The 16781-nt window shown below is 40.9% G+C and carries 16 protein-coding genes; 8 read left to right on the top strand and 8 right to left on the bottom strand.

What is annotated here, in order from left to right:
* Positions 1-9: 9 nt before the first annotated feature.
* The 4 genes from pgi to OIZ54_RS14855 form a co-directional block, all read right to left on the bottom strand.
* Positions 10-1656, bottom strand: a complete 1647-nt coding sequence (pgi, locus tag OIZ54_RS14870) for a glucose-6-phosphate isomerase (RefSeq protein WP_264390711.1) — start codon at positions 1654-1656, stop codon at positions 10-12.
* A 518-nt stretch (positions 1657-2174) separates the two neighbouring features.
* Positions 2175-4400, bottom strand: a complete 2226-nt coding sequence (locus tag OIZ54_RS14865; protein ID WP_264390710.1) for an aminotransferase class V-fold PLP-dependent enzyme — start codon at positions 4398-4400, stop codon at positions 2175-2177.
* Between the two features lie 126 nt (positions 4401-4526).
* Positions 4527-5603, bottom strand: a complete 1077-nt coding sequence (locus OIZ54_RS14860; protein WP_264390709.1) for an AI-2E family transporter — start codon at positions 5601-5603, stop codon at positions 4527-4529.
* The gene (locus tag OIZ54_RS14855) at positions 5596-5814 is read right to left on the bottom strand and encodes a hypothetical protein (RefSeq protein WP_004589174.1); all 219 of its coding nucleotides are present in this window, start codon (positions 5812-5814) and stop codon (positions 5596-5598) included. Before OIZ54_RS14855 ends, OIZ54_RS14860 begins: the two co-directional genes overlap by 8 nt.
* A 147-nt stretch (positions 5815-5961) precedes the next feature.
* On the opposite strand from OIZ54_RS14855, the gene OIZ54_RS14850 reads away from it, so the two are divergent.
* The 5 genes from OIZ54_RS14850 to OIZ54_RS14830 are packed head-to-tail and all read left to right on the top strand — an operon-like array spanning position 5962 to position 9482.
* Positions 5962-6627: a hypothetical protein gene (locus OIZ54_RS14850; RefSeq protein WP_004589173.1), complete on the top strand. Its 666-nt coding sequence runs from the start codon at positions 5962-5964 to the stop codon at positions 6625-6627.
* A 1-nt stretch (position 6628) separates the two neighbouring features.
* Positions 6629-8086 (top strand): M48 family metalloprotease, encoded by a 1458-nt coding sequence (locus OIZ54_RS14845; RefSeq protein ID WP_024034211.1) that lies wholly within the window; start codon positions 6629-6631, stop codon positions 8084-8086.
* A 54-nt stretch (positions 8087-8140) separates the two neighbouring features.
* Positions 8141-8488, top strand: coding sequence for an arsenate reductase (glutaredoxin) (arsC, locus tag OIZ54_RS14840; RefSeq protein WP_029772483.1), 348 nt, complete (start codon positions 8141-8143; stop codon positions 8486-8488).
* Entirely contained in the window at positions 8488-9042 is a 555-nt protein-coding gene (gene wrbA, locus OIZ54_RS14835) for an NAD(P)H:quinone oxidoreductase (protein ID WP_154945798.1), read from the top strand. The genes arsC and wrbA overlap by 1 nt, the downstream gene beginning before the upstream one ends.
* Complete coding sequence (locus tag OIZ54_RS14830; protein WP_248452391.1) at positions 9039-9482, top strand: DUF2069 domain-containing protein; 444 nt, start codon at positions 9039-9041, stop codon at positions 9480-9482. The genes wrbA and OIZ54_RS14830 overlap by 4 nt, the downstream gene beginning before the upstream one ends.
* Before the next feature lie 287 nt (positions 9483-9769).
* On the opposite strand, the gene OIZ54_RS14825 is transcribed toward OIZ54_RS14830, so the two are convergent.
* Positions 9770-11107: an ankyrin repeat domain-containing protein gene (locus OIZ54_RS14825; RefSeq protein WP_004589168.1), complete on the bottom strand. Its 1338-nt coding sequence runs from the start codon at positions 11105-11107 to the stop codon at positions 9770-9772.
* A 210-nt stretch (positions 11108-11317) separates the two neighbouring features.
* Entirely contained in the window at positions 11318-11911 is a 594-nt protein-coding gene (locus OIZ54_RS14820) for a phospholipid-binding protein MlaC (RefSeq protein WP_004589167.1), read from the bottom strand.
* A gap of 246 nt (positions 11912-12157) precedes the next feature.
* Between OIZ54_RS14820 and OIZ54_RS14815 the strand changes: the two genes are divergently transcribed.
* The gene (locus OIZ54_RS14815) at positions 12158-12694 is read left to right on the top strand and encodes an acyloxyacyl hydrolase (RefSeq protein WP_264390708.1); all 537 of its coding nucleotides are present in this window, start codon (positions 12158-12160) and stop codon (positions 12692-12694) included.
* A 120-nt stretch (positions 12695-12814) separates the two neighbouring features.
* On the opposite strand, the gene OIZ54_RS14810 is transcribed toward OIZ54_RS14815, so the two are convergent.
* Together OIZ54_RS14810 and bamC are read right to left on the bottom strand one after the other, a co-directional pair.
* Positions 12815-14185: a YjiH family protein gene (locus tag OIZ54_RS14810; RefSeq protein ID WP_264390707.1), complete on the bottom strand. Its 1371-nt coding sequence runs from the start codon at positions 14183-14185 to the stop codon at positions 12815-12817.
* A gap of 70 nt (positions 14186-14255) precedes the next feature.
* Positions 14256-15314, bottom strand: a complete 1059-nt coding sequence (bamC, locus tag OIZ54_RS14805) for an outer membrane protein assembly factor BamC (RefSeq protein ID WP_029772477.1) — start codon at positions 15312-15314, stop codon at positions 14256-14258.
* A 360-nt stretch (positions 15315-15674) separates the two neighbouring features.
* Between bamC and OIZ54_RS14800 the strand changes: the two genes are divergently transcribed.
* On the top strand, positions 15675-16211 hold the full coding sequence (locus OIZ54_RS14800; RefSeq protein ID WP_029774547.1) for a glycine cleavage system protein R: 537 nt from the start codon (positions 15675-15677) through the stop codon (positions 16209-16211).
* 10 nt (positions 16212-16221) lie between these two features.
* Positions 16222-16701, top strand: a complete 480-nt coding sequence (gene bcp / locus OIZ54_RS14795; RefSeq protein WP_264390706.1) for a thioredoxin-dependent thiol peroxidase — start codon at positions 16222-16224, stop codon at positions 16699-16701.
* Positions 16702-16781: the final 80 nt, after the last annotated feature.

Raw genomic sequence — 16781 nt, 5'->3', positions numbered from 1 at the left:
GCGAATATATTACTGCGTACGGTGTTGCTTGTAGTACGCAATTAAGCCATTTGTTGAACTATCGTGGGCGTGTTTTACGCTGGCATCGGTTAGTTCGCTTTCAATTTTAGAGGCAAGGCCTTTACCAAGCTCTACACCCCATTGATCAAATGAGCAAATTTCTAAAATTATGCCTTGGCAGAAAATTTTATGTTCGTACAGCGCAATTAAGCGTCCTACTGTTTTTGCATCAACTGTATCTAGCAGTATAGATGTTGTAGGGCGATTACCCTGATGAATTTTATGATTTAGTAACTCATCAATTTGCGCTTGTGTTTTACCTTTAGCGGCTAAATCTTCTGTGACTTGCTGTGCATCTACACCGCTCATCATTGCTTCTGTTTGCGCTAAAAAGTTAGATAATAAAATATCGTGATGCTTATCTACGGCTACCTGCGGCTTAACTGAGGCTATAAAATCAGCAGGTACAATTACATTACCTTGGTGTAAGCACTGATAAAACGCATGTTGGCCGTTAATACCGGTCATACCCCAAATAATAGGAACCGTTGTATAAGGTACGGTTTCGCCTGCAAAGTTTACGTGTTTACCGTTACTTTCCATCTCACCTTGTTGTAAATACGCAGGTAACATATGAAGTGCTTGGTCGTACGGTAAAATAGCTTGCGACGTAAAGCCTAAAAAGCTGGTATTCCATACACTAAGTAGTGCCATTATAAGCGGAATATTTTGCTCAAATGGGGCTGCTTTAAAGTGCTCATCTACTTCAAATGCGCCTTCTAAAATAGCTTCAAACGCGTCATAACCTAGGTATAACGCAATAGGTAAGCCTATCGCACTCCAAAGTGAAAAGCGACCCCCTACCCAATCCCACATAGTGAATACGTTTTCATCGCTAATACCAAAGGCTGCGGTTTTTTCTAAGTTTGTGCTAACAGCAACAAAATGCTTAGCAATGGCGCTGTCATCTTTTGCTGTTTGTAAAAACCAATCAACGGCCGTTTTGGCGTTGGTCATGGTTTCTGATGTGGTAAATGTTTTCGATGAAATAACAAACAAGGTTGTTTCTGGGTCAATTGCTTTCAACACAGAGGCAATTTGAACACCGTCAGCATTAGATACGTAATGAACATTTAAAGTGTCATCAGCAAGTGCTTTTAGCGCTTCGGTTGCCATTTGCGGGCCTAGGTTTGAACCACCTACACCAATGCTTACCACATCTTTTACTGCTTTACCTGTGTAGCCTACCCATTGCCCACTGCGTACTTTTTCTACAAAGGTTTTAATTTTAGCTAATTCGTTATCAACCGCTTGTGTTACGTCTTCGCCGTCAACAACTAAAGGTGTATGGGCACGATTACGTAAAGCAGTATGAAGAACAGCACGCTCTTCTGTAATATTGATTTTTTCACCGCTAAACATCTTGTCGCGCCAAGAGGCAATGTCACACTCTTTAGCAAGCTCGATGAGTTGTGCAAAAATAGTTTTATCAATACGCTGCTTTGAATAATCAAACAACACACCCGGAATTTGAGTAGAGAATGCATCAAATCGTGTATCATCTTGTGCAAATAACGTTTTTAGATGGGTTTGTTTCATCTGCGCGGCACTATTTTGCAGTGCTTGCCAACTTGCTAATTGCGAACGATTAGACATGTAAATATCCTCTAAAATATTTAAATTAATGATTTAAAAACAGTTTTAGGTAAAAAGACTTCGCTAATTGCGCGTAGTGCTAGTAAAAAGGCAAGCGCTTAGTATAACGAAAAAAGCAATAAAAATGCTGTTTTTATAATTTATGATGCAGATAATAACGCAATTTTTTACTTTTGACACCGGTATCATAAAAATTTTATGAATTAATTACCCACAAATTTTAAGCATTTAATAGTTTAAACAACATTTATTAAATATTCATGAATTAGGGCCTGTTGACCTTTAAGGATTAAAATTCGTACAAACTAGGAACAATTTAATCCTGCCGCGAGGTTTGTTCTCTAGTGGGCTCAGTAACTGCTCTTGCGTTACGCTACTGGCTTACATCCATATAAAAATACCAAACACACTGCTGTAAATTAAACTTCGAAACATTATAGGCCCAAAGCATAAAATGCATCGTATGCACTCGCCTAGCTTTATAGGTGGTTAAAACATCCTCAAAACTAGGCCCATAATTAGCTCACCAACGCCAAGCCACCCGCTACGTTATAAATATTCGCAAAGCCTAATTGCTGTAAATTTGCCGCTGCAATTTTAGAACGATTGCCGCTTCTACACAGTAATATATAGGTGTGCTGCGGGTTTAATTGATTTTGTACTATGGCGTTAGCCATACGGCTAAGTGAAATATTAAGCGTATTAGCTAAAGGCGCGGCAAAAAGCTCCGCCACATTAATTGCGCCATGTTCATACGGCTCACGGGTATCAATTAAATACACATTTTTTTGCGTTAGTAACGCTTTAGCTTGCGTAAAGTCTAGCTGCTTAGTGTCTGTTTGCACCGCCGCCTGTACATAGCCACACAATTGGCTACTGGTTTGCCTATGCAGCTGGTCGTGTTGCGCTTTTAACTGTGCAAATTGCGCCGTACTTATTTCTCCATCTAATAATGGGCTAAGCAAAGGCGTTTGTGCACGTACAGTACGCCAGTTAATGGCAAAGCATTGCTGATAGTCATGCCCCGAACAAATAACCGTATCGTCACTCATTTTCTCAGCAAGGGTAATAAGTGAGTGTGCCATTTGCGTTGCACTGCCCCCTTCAAGCGAGGTATTGCCAAGCCCAGCAGGTAAAATTAAATCACCGCAAAAACAATAATCAATATGGCCTGTGATGCGCTCTTTTAATAAATAACTAACGCTGTCTTTGCTGTGCCCTGGGGTTGGCTCTATAGTTAGCGTTTTTGTACCAAGCTCAATGCTATTTTGCAGCGCATGCGGTGTGCCTAGTACTTCATTTAACAAAGCCACTGCGCCTGGACGGTCTTGGTGCTGGTGGGTATCTAAAATTGCTTTTACGTTGAGCTGTTGTGTGCTCACTATTTTTTCAAAGCGCGGAATAAGCTCTATTACCGGGTCAATAATAACGGCGCTGTCATCGTCACTAACATACAGCCAGCTACACGCCCCTTTATGCCTAAATTGTGTTAATCCCAGCGCGCATACTTCTTGCTTTGGCGAGGCACTGTCAGAAACAATTAAGCAATTGGCCTCTAATACCGCCTTTAAGGAGCATATACGCTTACATGCTTGGCTAATTTGCTGCTCGGTTGCAGCAGGCCCAAAAGACAGCCTAATGGCGTTTTCACTTTGCCAATTAGTTGCCGCCATTGCATCAAGCACAAAACTGCGTGTTGCCCCTGTACTGCACGCCGAGCCACCGCTCACTCTAATGCCTGCTGCGTCAAATAAATCAATAACCTCTTTGGAGGTAAGCGTATCAACAGCAAAATTAAGGGTGGTAGGTACAGAATGTGAAAAATCGTGATTAAAGGTTATATCACCAAAGGTACTTTGCAGCGCATTAAGCAGTTGCGCTCTGTAGCTATTTAATACATCAACCGACTTAAACGTGTCGTCGTTTTTATCTAGCAGCAAGTTAAACAGTTTATTAAGCCCTGCTATACCTGGTAGGTTTTCGGTGCCAGAGCGCATGCCGCTTTCTTGCCCGCCCCCCGCAATAAATGGCGTATAGGCACTGCCATTTTTAATGTATAAAAAACCAATACCTTTTGGTGCATAGAGTTTATGACCCGAAAACGGGGCATAATCTATGCTGGTACTACTAAGCGCTAGCGCTTGTTTACCTAAGGCTTGTACACAATCAACCATCCAAGACACTGATTTATTACGGCTGCGAATAGTATACTCAATAGCATTTAAGTCTTGATAAACACCGGTTTCGTTATTAACCGCCATGGTGCAAATCATTAGCGCGTTATTTATGTGCTCACTAATAAACGCTAAATCTAAAATCCCTTTACTATCAACAGGAATAGCCAGTAATTGGGCGTTAATGCCTAAAACGCTATTCCAATGTTTTAACGTATTAGGCACCGCTTTGTGCTCAGTTGCCCCGTACAATAATACAGGGTTTTTAATCGTATGATTTTTAGCATGAATGAGCGTTGAAACAATGGCTGTTTGTATGCCTTCTGTTGCGCCTGAGGTAAAAAGAATATCGCCATCGGGCGCACCAATAACATGGCGTGCATTTTGCCTTGTTTGTTCTAATAAATACTTAGCTTGTATACCGCTAATATGGGGGCTTGAAGGGTTACCAAAACAAATTTGCATGGTGTGCGACACCACGTCGGCAATACAGGGTAAAACAGGTGTTGTAGCGTTTGCATCAAGATAAACTTGGGCTGCTTGTTCATCGTGCAATAAAAACTCAGACATTAAAAACGCACCTTTATTACTAAAAAATATATCTTATACCCAATAGTACATAAGTTTGTTCTCATTGGGTAATAATCAATTAGTAACTTAGGTGCGTTTACTATGCTTTTTTAAACTAAAAGTACGTTACTGTGCCCGCTCTTTTGTTATTTCTCCATGCGTAGATGACCAGGCATTTATTAGCGCTTTTACAAGCGATGCGAGCGGAATGGCAAAAAACACGCCCCAAAATCCCCATAAGCCACCAAAAAATAGCACTGCAACAATAATAAATACGGGATTTAAATCAACGGCCTCAGAAAACAACAAGGGCACTAATACGTTGCCATCTAGCGCCTGAATGACCCCGTAAATTATTAGTACGGTCCAAAATTGCGTTTCGATACCAAATTGAAACAGCGCCACCGCCGCAACCGGTATGGTAACCAATGCCGCACCCACAAATGGAATTAACACCGAAAACCCAACCAACACGCCAAGTAAAGCTGCATAACGTAAATCAAGTACAGTAAAGGCAATAAACGAGGTGCCACCCACAATTAAAATTTCAAATACTTTGCCTCGAATATAATTCATTATTTGCTGGTTCATTTCGTGCCACACTTGCAAAATTAACCGTCTCTGCTGCGGAATAAGCGTAGCGGCACTGCTTGTAAGCTCAAGCTTGTCTTTAAGCATAAAAAATACAAGTAAGGGTACAAGCACCAAATAAATAAGCCATGCCACAACATCTTTTAACGAAGTAAGTGAAAACGAGACAATAACTTGGCCAAATTCGAGCGCCTTTGCCTCTACACTTGCCACAATAGCTTGGACCTGCTCGGCATTAATTAAACTGGGGTATTGCTGTGGTAAGGCCATTAAAAATGACTTACCTTGCTCTACCATGTGTGGGGTTTCTTGTACTAAATTACTGGTTTGCTTCCAAAGTACGGGGCCAATAACCAAAATAAGGGTAAGCATAACTCCGGTAAAAATAAGCATTACAATGACTGTAGCGCTAAAGCGTTTTAACCCAAAGCGCTCTAAGTGCACGACCGGCCAATCAAGTAAATAAGCAATCACCAATGCCACTAACACAGGAACAATTAACGAGCCAAAAAAGTACAGTAATGCCACAGAGGCAATGAGTAAAAAAAGTAAGGTGACTGAATGAGGATCTGAGAACTTTCTTTCGTACCATGTTTTAACGTATTCAAACATGCAATGGCTCCACTAGTAATAGTCCTAGGTGTTGATCAAATTTATATGTATATGCATTTTTGCTTAAAAAACGCGTAATATCATCTGCGCTTTCGTCGTTATTTATACTAAACGTTATTGCCTTATTAGATGACTGCGCATTACGAAGCGCTAATTTAAATTGTACAAACTGTTGTGGGCATTTAAATTTTTTTAAATCGCACTCTAACATAACTACTTTACTCGCTAAGTAAAATGAATAATAAGTCGCATATTGTCGGTCATTCTATTTATAAAATGTGAACAGCAGTAACTTTTTCTTAAAACCATTCCTGCAATAGTTTATCCTTATAACATAATTAGCAGTAAGGATAAGTTAATGCCTGGCACGCATAATAAAGCGCAACTACCTAGTAATCCAACTCTCAAAGAGATTAATTGGTATAAAAAGCAGATAAACTGGGGAGAGCTCCCGCCTTTTTATCATCTTGTTGCTTCTTCGGTCAGCGAATCTGAAGGAATATTGGAGCACGGATTTGATAACGCTGTAAAAAGCCTGATCAATAAACGCAATTGGAACTTAGACTTACTTGATGGCTATGAAGATGATTTTGGTGAAATACACACCAAGCATAAGCCGCGTATAGCGCTACACCAAGTATTTACCGACCGAGGCTTTGAGCTCTGGGCGCAACCCTATGCTAAAGATATAATTATTGATCAATACGTTAAAGATAACCGCTTTATGGAGTTTAAAGTATGGGATCCGCATTCAATGAAAAACCTGATCCGCATAAATCAGCTCCATAAGTTTATTGGCTTTTATTTTGAGCGCGGCGACAAGGCCGATAAAGCCATTATTTTACATGCACATAAGGTAGTACATAAAATTATTAAATTTTTGCAGCAGGAATTGAACGTTGTAAAGCTTGATGGAGTCACAATAAAAGAACTCTACCAATTGTGCGAAAAAGACAGCCGTGCAAGCAGCGATGAAATTGACATAGCAAAAATTGCCATTGGTGAACAAATTAACAAGGAATAAAATGCAGCTAAAATCAGCCTTTATCACTTTATGCAGTGCCGCGCTTACCTTTAGCCTACTGGTTAGTGAGCCGTTAAAGGCACAAACAAACTTTACGCTACCCGATTTAGGCACGTCTGCGCTACAAGTTTTGCCACTTGAAAAAGAACAAGCCATTGGCGAAGTGATGATGATGCAAATAAGAGGCTCATCACCGGTAGTAAACGACCCCGTTTTAGACGAATACTTAACCACACTTGGCCGAAAACTTGTGGCTAATGCAAACGACGTGCGTTTTCCTTTTTCGTTTTTTTGGGTAAATAATAACGAAATTAACGCCTTTGCTTTTTACGGCGGGCATGTTGGTGTGCATACGGGGCTTATTGCGCAATCAGATAACGAAAGCCAATTTGCCTCTGTACTTGGGCACGAAATAGCGCACGTAACTCAGCGCCATTTAGCTCGTCGTATTCAGCAACAACAAGACAACAGCGCACTGACTATTGCAGGCATGATAGCCGGTATATTAGCCACCGTTGTTGCTCCCGATGCAGGTATTGCTATTATTTCGGCTAACCAAACCCAAGCTGCGTTTAGCCAATTAACTCACAGCCGTGCTGCCGAGCAAGAAGCCGACAGAATTGGTATGCAAACCCTTAATAACGCCGGTTTTGACGCCCGTGCATCGAGTGAATTTTTAACTAAACTTTCAGCGCAAATAAGATATAAGTACAAACCACCCGCTTTTTTACTGACTCACCCATTGCCAGAGAGCCGTGTATCTGACGTACGCCTACGTGCAGAGCAATTCCCTGTGCGCCATTTAAACCCAAGCCTTGAGTTTAATTTAGCAAAAAGCCGAGTACTTGCTCGTTATGCCAATAAGCCCGAAAATGCCGAAGCGTTATTTAAAAAATTAATGCGCGAAAACAGTTACAACAACACCGCGCTTAAATACGGCTTGGGCATAAGCTTACTTGATCAAGATAAGCTAGATGAAGCCGCCGAAATTTTAGAGCCGCTATTAGCGCAAAGTCCTAAAAATTTATTTTATATCGATACCCATACCGATTTACTAATAGCGCAAAAAAAAGCCGACGAAGCGGTAAAATTTTTGGCTGAACTAAACAACTATCGCCCTAACAACCAAGTTATTACTTTAAACTATGCAAATGCAGCATTAGAGGCTGAGCAGTTTGAATTAGCTGAAAACATTTTAAAAAGCTTTTTACTTGAAAAACCCGACCACAACTTAGGTAAACAACTATTAGCCGATGCCTATAAAAAGCAAGACAAGCTTGCCGCTTATCACGAGGCCAATGCTGATGTGTTATCGCAATATGGCGCGTATATTAAAGCGGCAGACGAAATCCAAAAAGCGCTTAACTTCGTAGAACCCACAGAGCTGGTTAAACAGCAACGCCTAAAAGCCTTGCTTACTCAGTATCGCCGTTTACAAAAAGAGCTGGCAAGGCTTTAAGTCTGTCAGCGCTTGCCCTAAAATAGCGGCAAATTACATTTTGGAACTAATTGTATGTCAGTTACTATTTATCATAATCCACGTTGTTCTAAATCGCGTGAAACCCTCGCATTACTAGAACAAAACAACGTAACACCAAGCGTAGTAGAGTATTTAAAAACACCGCTTAACCATGAGCAAATAAGCCAACTTTTAGAACAATTAGGGTTTAGCTCAGCTCGCCAGCTAATGCGCACAAAAGAAGATGCATACAAAGCGCTTAACCTAAAAGAAGAAACCAACGAGTCAGCGCTAATAAACGCCATGGTAGACAACCCTAAACTTATTGAACGCCCTATTGTACAAAACAACGGTAAAGCAGCCCTTGGCCGTCCGCCTGAAAACGTATTAAGCGTATTATAATGACGACTCGCATTGTTGTCCTGTATCACTCAAGCCATGGCTCGGTTGAGGCTATGGCGCACGAAATAGCCGAATCTATAGAGCAACAGGGTGCCACAGCCGTATTGCGTACCTTTGTTGCTAAAAATCCGCACGATATAGTAATTACAAAAGATGATTTAATAAATTGCGACGGCCTTGCGTTTGGTACACCTACCCGATTTGGCATGATGGCATCGCAAGCAAAAACGTTTTGGGAAACCACCAGCGATCTATGGCTAAAAGGCCAGTTAATAGATAAACCAGCCTGTGTGTTTTCATCGTCAAGCAGTATGCATGGCGGCAATGAAGCCACCTTACTTAATTTATCATTACCGCTACTACACCACGGCATGATGTTATTAGGGGTACCTTACGAAGTACCAGAGTTACTAGCTACGCAAACCGGCGGCACACCTTACGGGGCAACACATGTAGCCGGCAGTAGTAATACGAATACTTTAAGTAAAGACGAAATTAAAATATGCCAAAGCGTTGGTAAACGCCTCACTCACATTGCGAGAAGACTTCAATGAATACCGCTGACACCCCTGCTAAAAAGCCAATTACTGTAAAATTTCAGCGCACCGCTATTTTTGGCTATGTGGGTTTATTACTTTTATTTCCTCTGTGGATGTACTTTGTACCTCCGCTAAATGGCAACACAAGTTTTGTATCCTTGTTTGTGCCTATAATCCCTTTACTGTTGCCCTTAAGAGGCTTTATTAAAGACAACACCTACACTTACGCCTGGGCTAACTTTGTTGTTATGTTGTACTTTATACACGGCTTAACCATGTTATGGGCTGCACCTGATGAGCTAATATGGGTGTTATTAGAGCTTGTATTTGCCTCTGCCATGTTTATTGGCTGCACATATTACGCAAGGCACCGTGGGCAAGAGCAAGGCTTAAAAATACGTAAGCTTAAAGAAGAGCTCGCAGAGGAAAAAGCCGCTAACGAATACAATAAATAATGCTAATTCGCAAAATAAATTATTTAAGCTGAAAGTTGAAATAATACCAATCCGCATAAGTAAGTAATCTATTTTGAGGATGGAAAAACGTGTCGATAGCAAGGCAAAAAATTCGCTATTTAGTTGTTCTAAATGAGAGTTTTTTAACGCAGATAGCGACACGTTTAGCCCCGCAAAATGATTAGATATTATTGCGGATTGGTATAATAGCTTATACATACAAAAAACGCGCTTAACATAACAATGTAAGCGCGTTTTTTTAGGCTTTTAGTTTGCCATGGCGGCCGCTACACTAATTCGCTCAGTGCAGCCAGTGCAACTATGCTGGCTAATCCAAGCTGAGCTATTAAGCTTAACAACGAAAAAACACGCAACACAAATAATCCCCACGGGTGCTTTATATGTGGATAGAGCGCACAGCGCTTTAAGCTCGCCGCAAAGAAAAAACACACCGATGCAATCAATGTAAAAATTAAAGTCAGCTCACTTTTTATAGCAATGCTTTCATCAAAAAAGAAATACAGCTGCAATGGCAATAAAATAGTGACAATTGCGTGTAAGGCGTGCACCTTTTTAATGCGGTTAAACTGCCCTTCTGGCGAAAGCTCTTTTATACCAAAATCGCGCTCAAGGCATTTAACTAAATTGCTTGCTTTAATACTTACTGCTAACCGGTAACAGCTTAAGCCTTCGTTATTACGTGCTCTAAAGTCGTAACCTGCTTTTAGTAATAGCACCATAAGGGTTTCGTTTTTAGCTAACACTGCATAATGCAGTGCAGTATTGCCTAAGGTGTCTTGCGCTTTTTGATCCTGTTTAGCCAACAGGGTTTCTATCACATTGACATAGCCCTTTTCGGCTGCCCACATAAACGCTGTTTTATTGTTTTCATCAGCCAATGTACCAGTGGCACCTTGCTCTATGAAACGCATCGCCATGGTTTGCTTTGCGCTTTTTTGGCTTAAATGAGCAAGTAATGCTTTTTCAAGCAATACAATAGAATCAACATCCGGCGATACTTGCGTTAACAGCGTAAAATAGTCTTTACCGTTTGCTACTTTTTGACTGGCAAGCTCTGTAAGTTCGTTTAAATCAGCGACCGATTCAGGTAAAAAAGCACTTAAACGCTCTCTAAAATCAACTTCTTGCCACAGTGCTAGCGTATCGTGTGCACTTAATTTACTGCCACTATTTAAGGCATGTTCAATTAACGAAAAATAGCGTTTACTAAATAATAAGCTAAACAACGAAAGCGGCGTATCAAGTGCGTTTTGCGCCGCCACACTGGCGTATTTTTCTAAGCGCTGGCACAGCATTAGCGCCATTGATTCGCTTGTGTATTCGTTATCTAAATAATGATTTTTAACAGCAGCAATGTAAGCGTGCGCATCTTCGTCATATTCACTAATATGCTGAAAATAACACTCTTCAAAGGGTTCAAGCGGGGTTAACCATATCAAATAGTAAATGGGTGGTAGCACAGTGGTGCATACACCGTCATCTTCAATAGTAGAACGACATGCAGGCCAAGCTTCTAAAGCATCTAAAATAAAGGCACCGTTTTGTTCTACAAGTCCTTTAATAAGTAATGGGTATTCCTTTGGCCAAATCAGTACATTTTCCATTAAAACAGCACAACTCCAGTGTAGCTTGATGAGGCGTCAGTTATAGCAGTTTTTAGCTGACACCACGCTTAATCGACGTGCTGATATTCTATCACACCTTTTTTTTGCTGCGAGCTTAAAGTAGATGAATATTAAGAAAATATAAAAGCAGCCAATACACTTTAGTGCGGCTGCTTTTGTGGTTGGAGAGGGTCTTAATCAGGAAGTGAACTATTTATTTTTTAGCTCGGTAATTACTTGCTCTAAACCGACATCAGAAATACGTTGAATGATCTCTTTTTGCTTAGCGCTTAAAAGCGAAATACCTTCGGCAACAATGTCGTATACTTTCCATTGCTGGTCTTTACCTTGGCGCAGCTTAAAATGCAGATCAATCACGGGCGCATTTGGCTCAATAATTTGCGTTTTAACCGTCGCGTACTCAGAGTCGCTTTTAGCGGTATCTTGTTCAAATACTACTTGCTGGCCGGTGTACTTCATTAGCGCACCTGCGTAAGTACCTGTTAAATAATGCTCTACTGCATCAATAAAACGTACAGCTTGCTCGCGCTCAATGCCTTTTATGTGCTTACCAAGCAATTTAAACGACACAAACTTAATATCTATGTTTGGCATTAAACGCGTCTCTACAATGCGCGCCATATCGGCTTTGCTTGCATCGCCTTGTGCATTTACTTTTGCAATATCGCTAAAAAGCGTATCGGCAACGCCTTCAAGCATATGTTGAGGCGACTGCGCCGTTTGCGCAAATAACGCGCTGCTAAAAAAGGCAGCAGCAATAAAAATAGTGTTAAAAAGTTTCATGAGCGTGACCATGTGTGTGATTAAGATGTGGCTAAATTACGCGATTTTAAGCCACAAAAACAGACACAAAAATGCACCTTATTAATGCCAAAACAGCACCAATTAAATAAGCTATTTATTTTCAATTAGTTAAGCCTTCCCTGTTAACACCCCATAAACAAGCGGCATTTTGTCCTCATTGAAAATGTGTATGGCCCGCCCTTATCATTTATTTACTCATTCGACTCACACACCAATTTGGCAGTTATGAAAACGGTATATAAAACTTTCACACTTATTCTATTTTTAGTTATTTCTGTATGCGGTAACACGGCGTTTGCGCAGTCTTATCATGGTTACGCCGTAGATTTTCTCAAAGGCGAAGGCAACGTGAATGGCGTTAAGCTGGCTTACCAATATCACGCCCCTAGCTTACAAAACTTAGTGGGCGATGCGCGCTTTTATTTTGAAACCAGCGTTAATATGTGGGAATACCGCCATGGTGACAACTCGCAATCTAATCTTGTTTTGGCTATGTCGCCCGTACTGCAGTTTCCTGCTTTTAGTTTTCATAATACCCCGTTTTATATTGAGGCAGGTATTGGCGTATCGCTTATTGATGAAACTAAATTTGCGGGCAAAAATATTAGTACTCACTACCAATTTGAAGACCGTATTGGCCTAGTTGCAGACTTTGGCCACACTAACGTAGCGCTTCGGGTTATTCATTACTCAAACGCCGGATTTAAAGAGCCTAACCCAGGTTTAAACTTTTTAACTCTTTCAGTGGCAAGGCGTTTTTAATCTTCATTCGTATTTAGTATCAATTTGCCACTTAAAAGGGTTAAGTATTAGGGTAAATTGAAATAACCAGCCACAAAAAAGCCCTGATAAATCAGGGCTTTTTATAATTAAAATACACTACTAGCCAACTAACCAATGCGCCATTAAGGCAATAACCGGCAGCGTAATAAGTGTACGTAAAATAAATATAACGAACAGCTCAACAATGTTTACCGGTATTTTACTGCCCAGTAAAAGTGCGCCAACCTCAGACATGTAAATTAGCTGAGTTACGCTCATTGCGGCAATAATAAAGCGAGTTACATCACTTTCAATGGTGCCCGCAGCTAAAATTGACGGAATAAACATATCGGCAAATCCCACCATAATAGTTTGTGCCGCGGCCTGTGCTTCGGGTACTTGTAACCACTCTAAAAATGGCACAAACGGCATACCTAAATATTGAAATACCGGCGTGTGCTCAGCAATAATAAGTGCGAATGTTCCTACGGCCATTACAACAGGCAGTACACCAAACACCATATCAAGTGCATTATGTACACCCTCTTTTAAGGTACCTTTAAAGCCCGACGAGTTATTGGCTTTTGCTAATGCTACATCAAGTGAGTGCCCTACTAAGCTTTTACCCCTTGGGATAGCCTCAGCATCGCGATTTGGCTCACTACCATCAATAAGCAAATCTTTTTTAAAGCGAAGTGGCGGTAAGCGCGGCACAATAATAGCGGCAACCACACCGGCTAAACATACGGTGGCATAAAATGGGGCAAATAAGTGCTCTAATTTCACTTGGCCTAAAACCACTAAGCTAAATGTAATAGAAACCGCCGAAAACGTAGTACCAATAATTGCGGCTTCGCGCTGCGTGTAGTGCTTTTGGTCGTACTGCCTTGCGGTCATTAAAATACCAACACTGCCATCACCTAACCACGACGCAGTACAGTCAACTGCACTTCGCCCAGGTACGCCAAATACAGGGCGCATTACCTTGGTTAGCATAGTGCCTGCAAGCTCTAATAACCCAAAGTTAATTAGTAAAGGCAGTAATAAACCGGCCAGTATAAATACCGAAAACAAAACAGGTAATAAGTCGTTTAATACCAAAGCGCCTGTGTTTGCAGAGGTAATTGCCTCGCTACCTAACCCTAAATGGGTCATTAGCACAAACGCCATACCGAATAAACGCACCACTAACCACACTACACTCACATCAAATAAATGCTTTAACAGGGGTGATTGGCAAATAGCGGCGGGTTTAAATACTTTGGTGATCACCGACATAACGCCAGTAATACAAATAATAAGGGTAATAATTGCTTGCGCAGAGCCAGACATCAACGCTTGCACGCCTTTAGCCATTAACGCAATAGGAATGGTCATCCCGTCTGCTGTAGGAATGGGTGTCATAAATAAAAACACACCAATTAACGACGGTACTAAAAAAGTAAACCAAGTGCGCCACGTATAGTGCCCGCGAGGAGGTAACTGAGACATATTTTTTAATCCATAAAAACTACAAAAAGAGCAAAGCGCTCTTTTTGTAGTAAAAACTTATTATTAATTATTAAATTTTGATGCCGCGCTGAATAAGTGCTGCTTCTAACGCTTGTTGTAAACCATTCATGGTGCCAGGTTCGAGTGTTTCGCCTTTGTCATCCATCCAGGTTAAGCTTGTACCACCTTCTTTAGTTTTGCTCACTAAAATTTGGTATTGGCCTTCTTCAATTGGAAGCTGCGCAACTTCGTCGCCCCAAATAGAATCCCATACACTGCTTTCTGGCTTGTTGTAGTCGGCAGTTATTAAGCCGGTATCGGTTTTAATCTCAACGATAGTAAACGATAGGCGTTCTAAAAAGCCCGAGAAGCGGTCGAATACTGCATCGTATGATTGCTCAGTAACAAGTGCAGCATTGCCTTTGTTATCAAAGCCCATTTCTAAAGAAATAATACCTTGGCGCTTGCGGTTCTCTACTTCTAACTGACGGTAGCGATAATCAAATTCAGCCACAACTTGGTTAAGCGCGCGTACTTCTAATTGCTGCTTAAGTAAATCGGTTAACGTATCATCACCTTTAAAGTCAATAAGTTCAGCGCGTAACGAAGCAGTACGCTGATGCGATTTTTCTTCAATTGTGAATCTAAAGCGCTCTTGGTTTTCGCTTACCTCATCGCCCCATAACCAGCTCTCTTCAGCTTTAATTATTGAGTACCAGTCGGTTTCGATAATACCAAGTAGCTTATCTTCTTTTGTGGTTGTTGCATTATTTTCGGCAATAACCGCTTTAATTGAGTCCCAAACAAATTCATCTAAATCAACAATGCCATCGTTTTTATCAAAGTAAATACGCGCTTGTTTATCGCCCTCTTCTACCCAGCTACCTTTAGCAACAGTTAAAACCTGTGCTGGTGGACGATAGTTTGTTGCCTCAGGGTTGTTATCGTATTGGCCCACATCCATTTTATAAACCGGATCTTGCGCTGGTTGAGATAACGATGGCGGGGTTTTAACACCTTCATGCGTACGATAATTGCGTTCGTTGTGCGCTTCATTAATAAAAACATTACACCCTGATAAACTTACCAATACACTCACTGCAAGTGCTTTTGGGATCCAATACTGCACAGATATTTCTCCTTAGCATACCCTTTAATTGTTTTACACGTATATGAGTGGGTAATACCGAATTTGGTTCAGTGTAAAATCAACATTAACTTTACATTTATTATTTGGCTGTCTAATTGCAATAAAGTTCACACCTAAGTGTTATAAAATCAATCACAACAAAAAGACAAATTTTAGCTATGGTACTTTCCTGTGCCAGTAAAAACAAGGAACACAACGCTTTAAAGCGCCTTTAATTAAGCGCCTATGTAGTTTAGGGCGCTTTTTGTGTTAAACTTCGCCGCCGTGCAACGTAGTGTATGCGCAGCGGGCTATACCAACTCGGTTGTTATATTTCAAAAAACGTAGGTATTAAACTTCATGACTGCATTTTCAAATCATCAAATTGTTTTAACCGCTATTGGCGAAGATAGACCGGGAATTGTAAGTGAACTTACACAGCTTGTAAGTGATTGTCATTGCAACATTATAGATAGCCGAATAGCCATTTTAGGCAGCGAATTTACCTTTACCATGCTGCTAAGCGGCGATATGTCGGCCATTAGCCGCATAGAGCACACCTTGCCTACTAAAGGCATGGAGCTAGGCCTACTCACCATGATGAAGCGCAGCACCACTCGCCACACCGAAAGTGAATTTTGCGCAGGCTATACCCTTGAATACACAGGGATAGACACCCCAGGTACACTGAGTAAAGTAACGCGTTTTTTTGCCGATCACCACATTAGTATCTGCTCATTAAAGTCAGACACTTACGATGAAGAAACCGACACTAAAATGCGCTGCGAAATTGAGTTTAATATCCCGGTAGAGGTTGATATAGACCAATTTAAAGTGACCTTTGAAAACCTTTCGCACAGTCTTAACGTAGATTATATTTTTAAACGTATTCGCTAAGGAGCACAGCATGAACAAAATTAGTCCATTACAAGCCGGTGATACAGCACCAGAATTTAGCTTACAAAACCAAAACGACGAAACAGTCACTTTAAGTGAGCTGTTAAAAGAGCAACAAGTACTGGTGTACTTTTACCCTAAAGCCTCTACACCGGGTTGTACGGTTCAAGCCGAAAACTTACGTGACCAACAAGCAGAGCTTGCTCAATTTAACACCCGCGTTGTAGGTATTAGCCCAGACCCTATTAAGCGCCTTAAAAACTTTGAAACTAAAAAAGAGCTTAACTTTGATTTACTCGCCGATGAAGATCACGCCATTGCTGAAGCATTTGGCGTATGGGGCTACAAAAAGTTTATGGGTAAAGAGTACGATGGTATTCACCGCTTAACCTTTTTAGTAGGCCAAGACGGTAAAATTAAACACTTATTTGATAAGTTTAAAACCAAAGATCATCATCAAGTGGTTTTAGATTACTTAGCGGCGGAATAAGTTAGCTATCAGCTATCAGCTATCAGCTATCAGCTATCAGCTATCAGCTATCAGCTATCAGCTATCAGCTATCAGCTATC

The sequence above is a fragment of the Pseudoalteromonas sp. A3 genome (assembly GCF_025942345.1).
In the GTDB taxonomy this organism is placed as follows: domain Bacteria; phylum Pseudomonadota; class Gammaproteobacteria; order Enterobacterales; family Alteromonadaceae; genus Pseudoalteromonas; species Pseudoalteromonas atlantica.
This window is presented reverse-complemented; position numbering and strand designations above follow the sequence as displayed.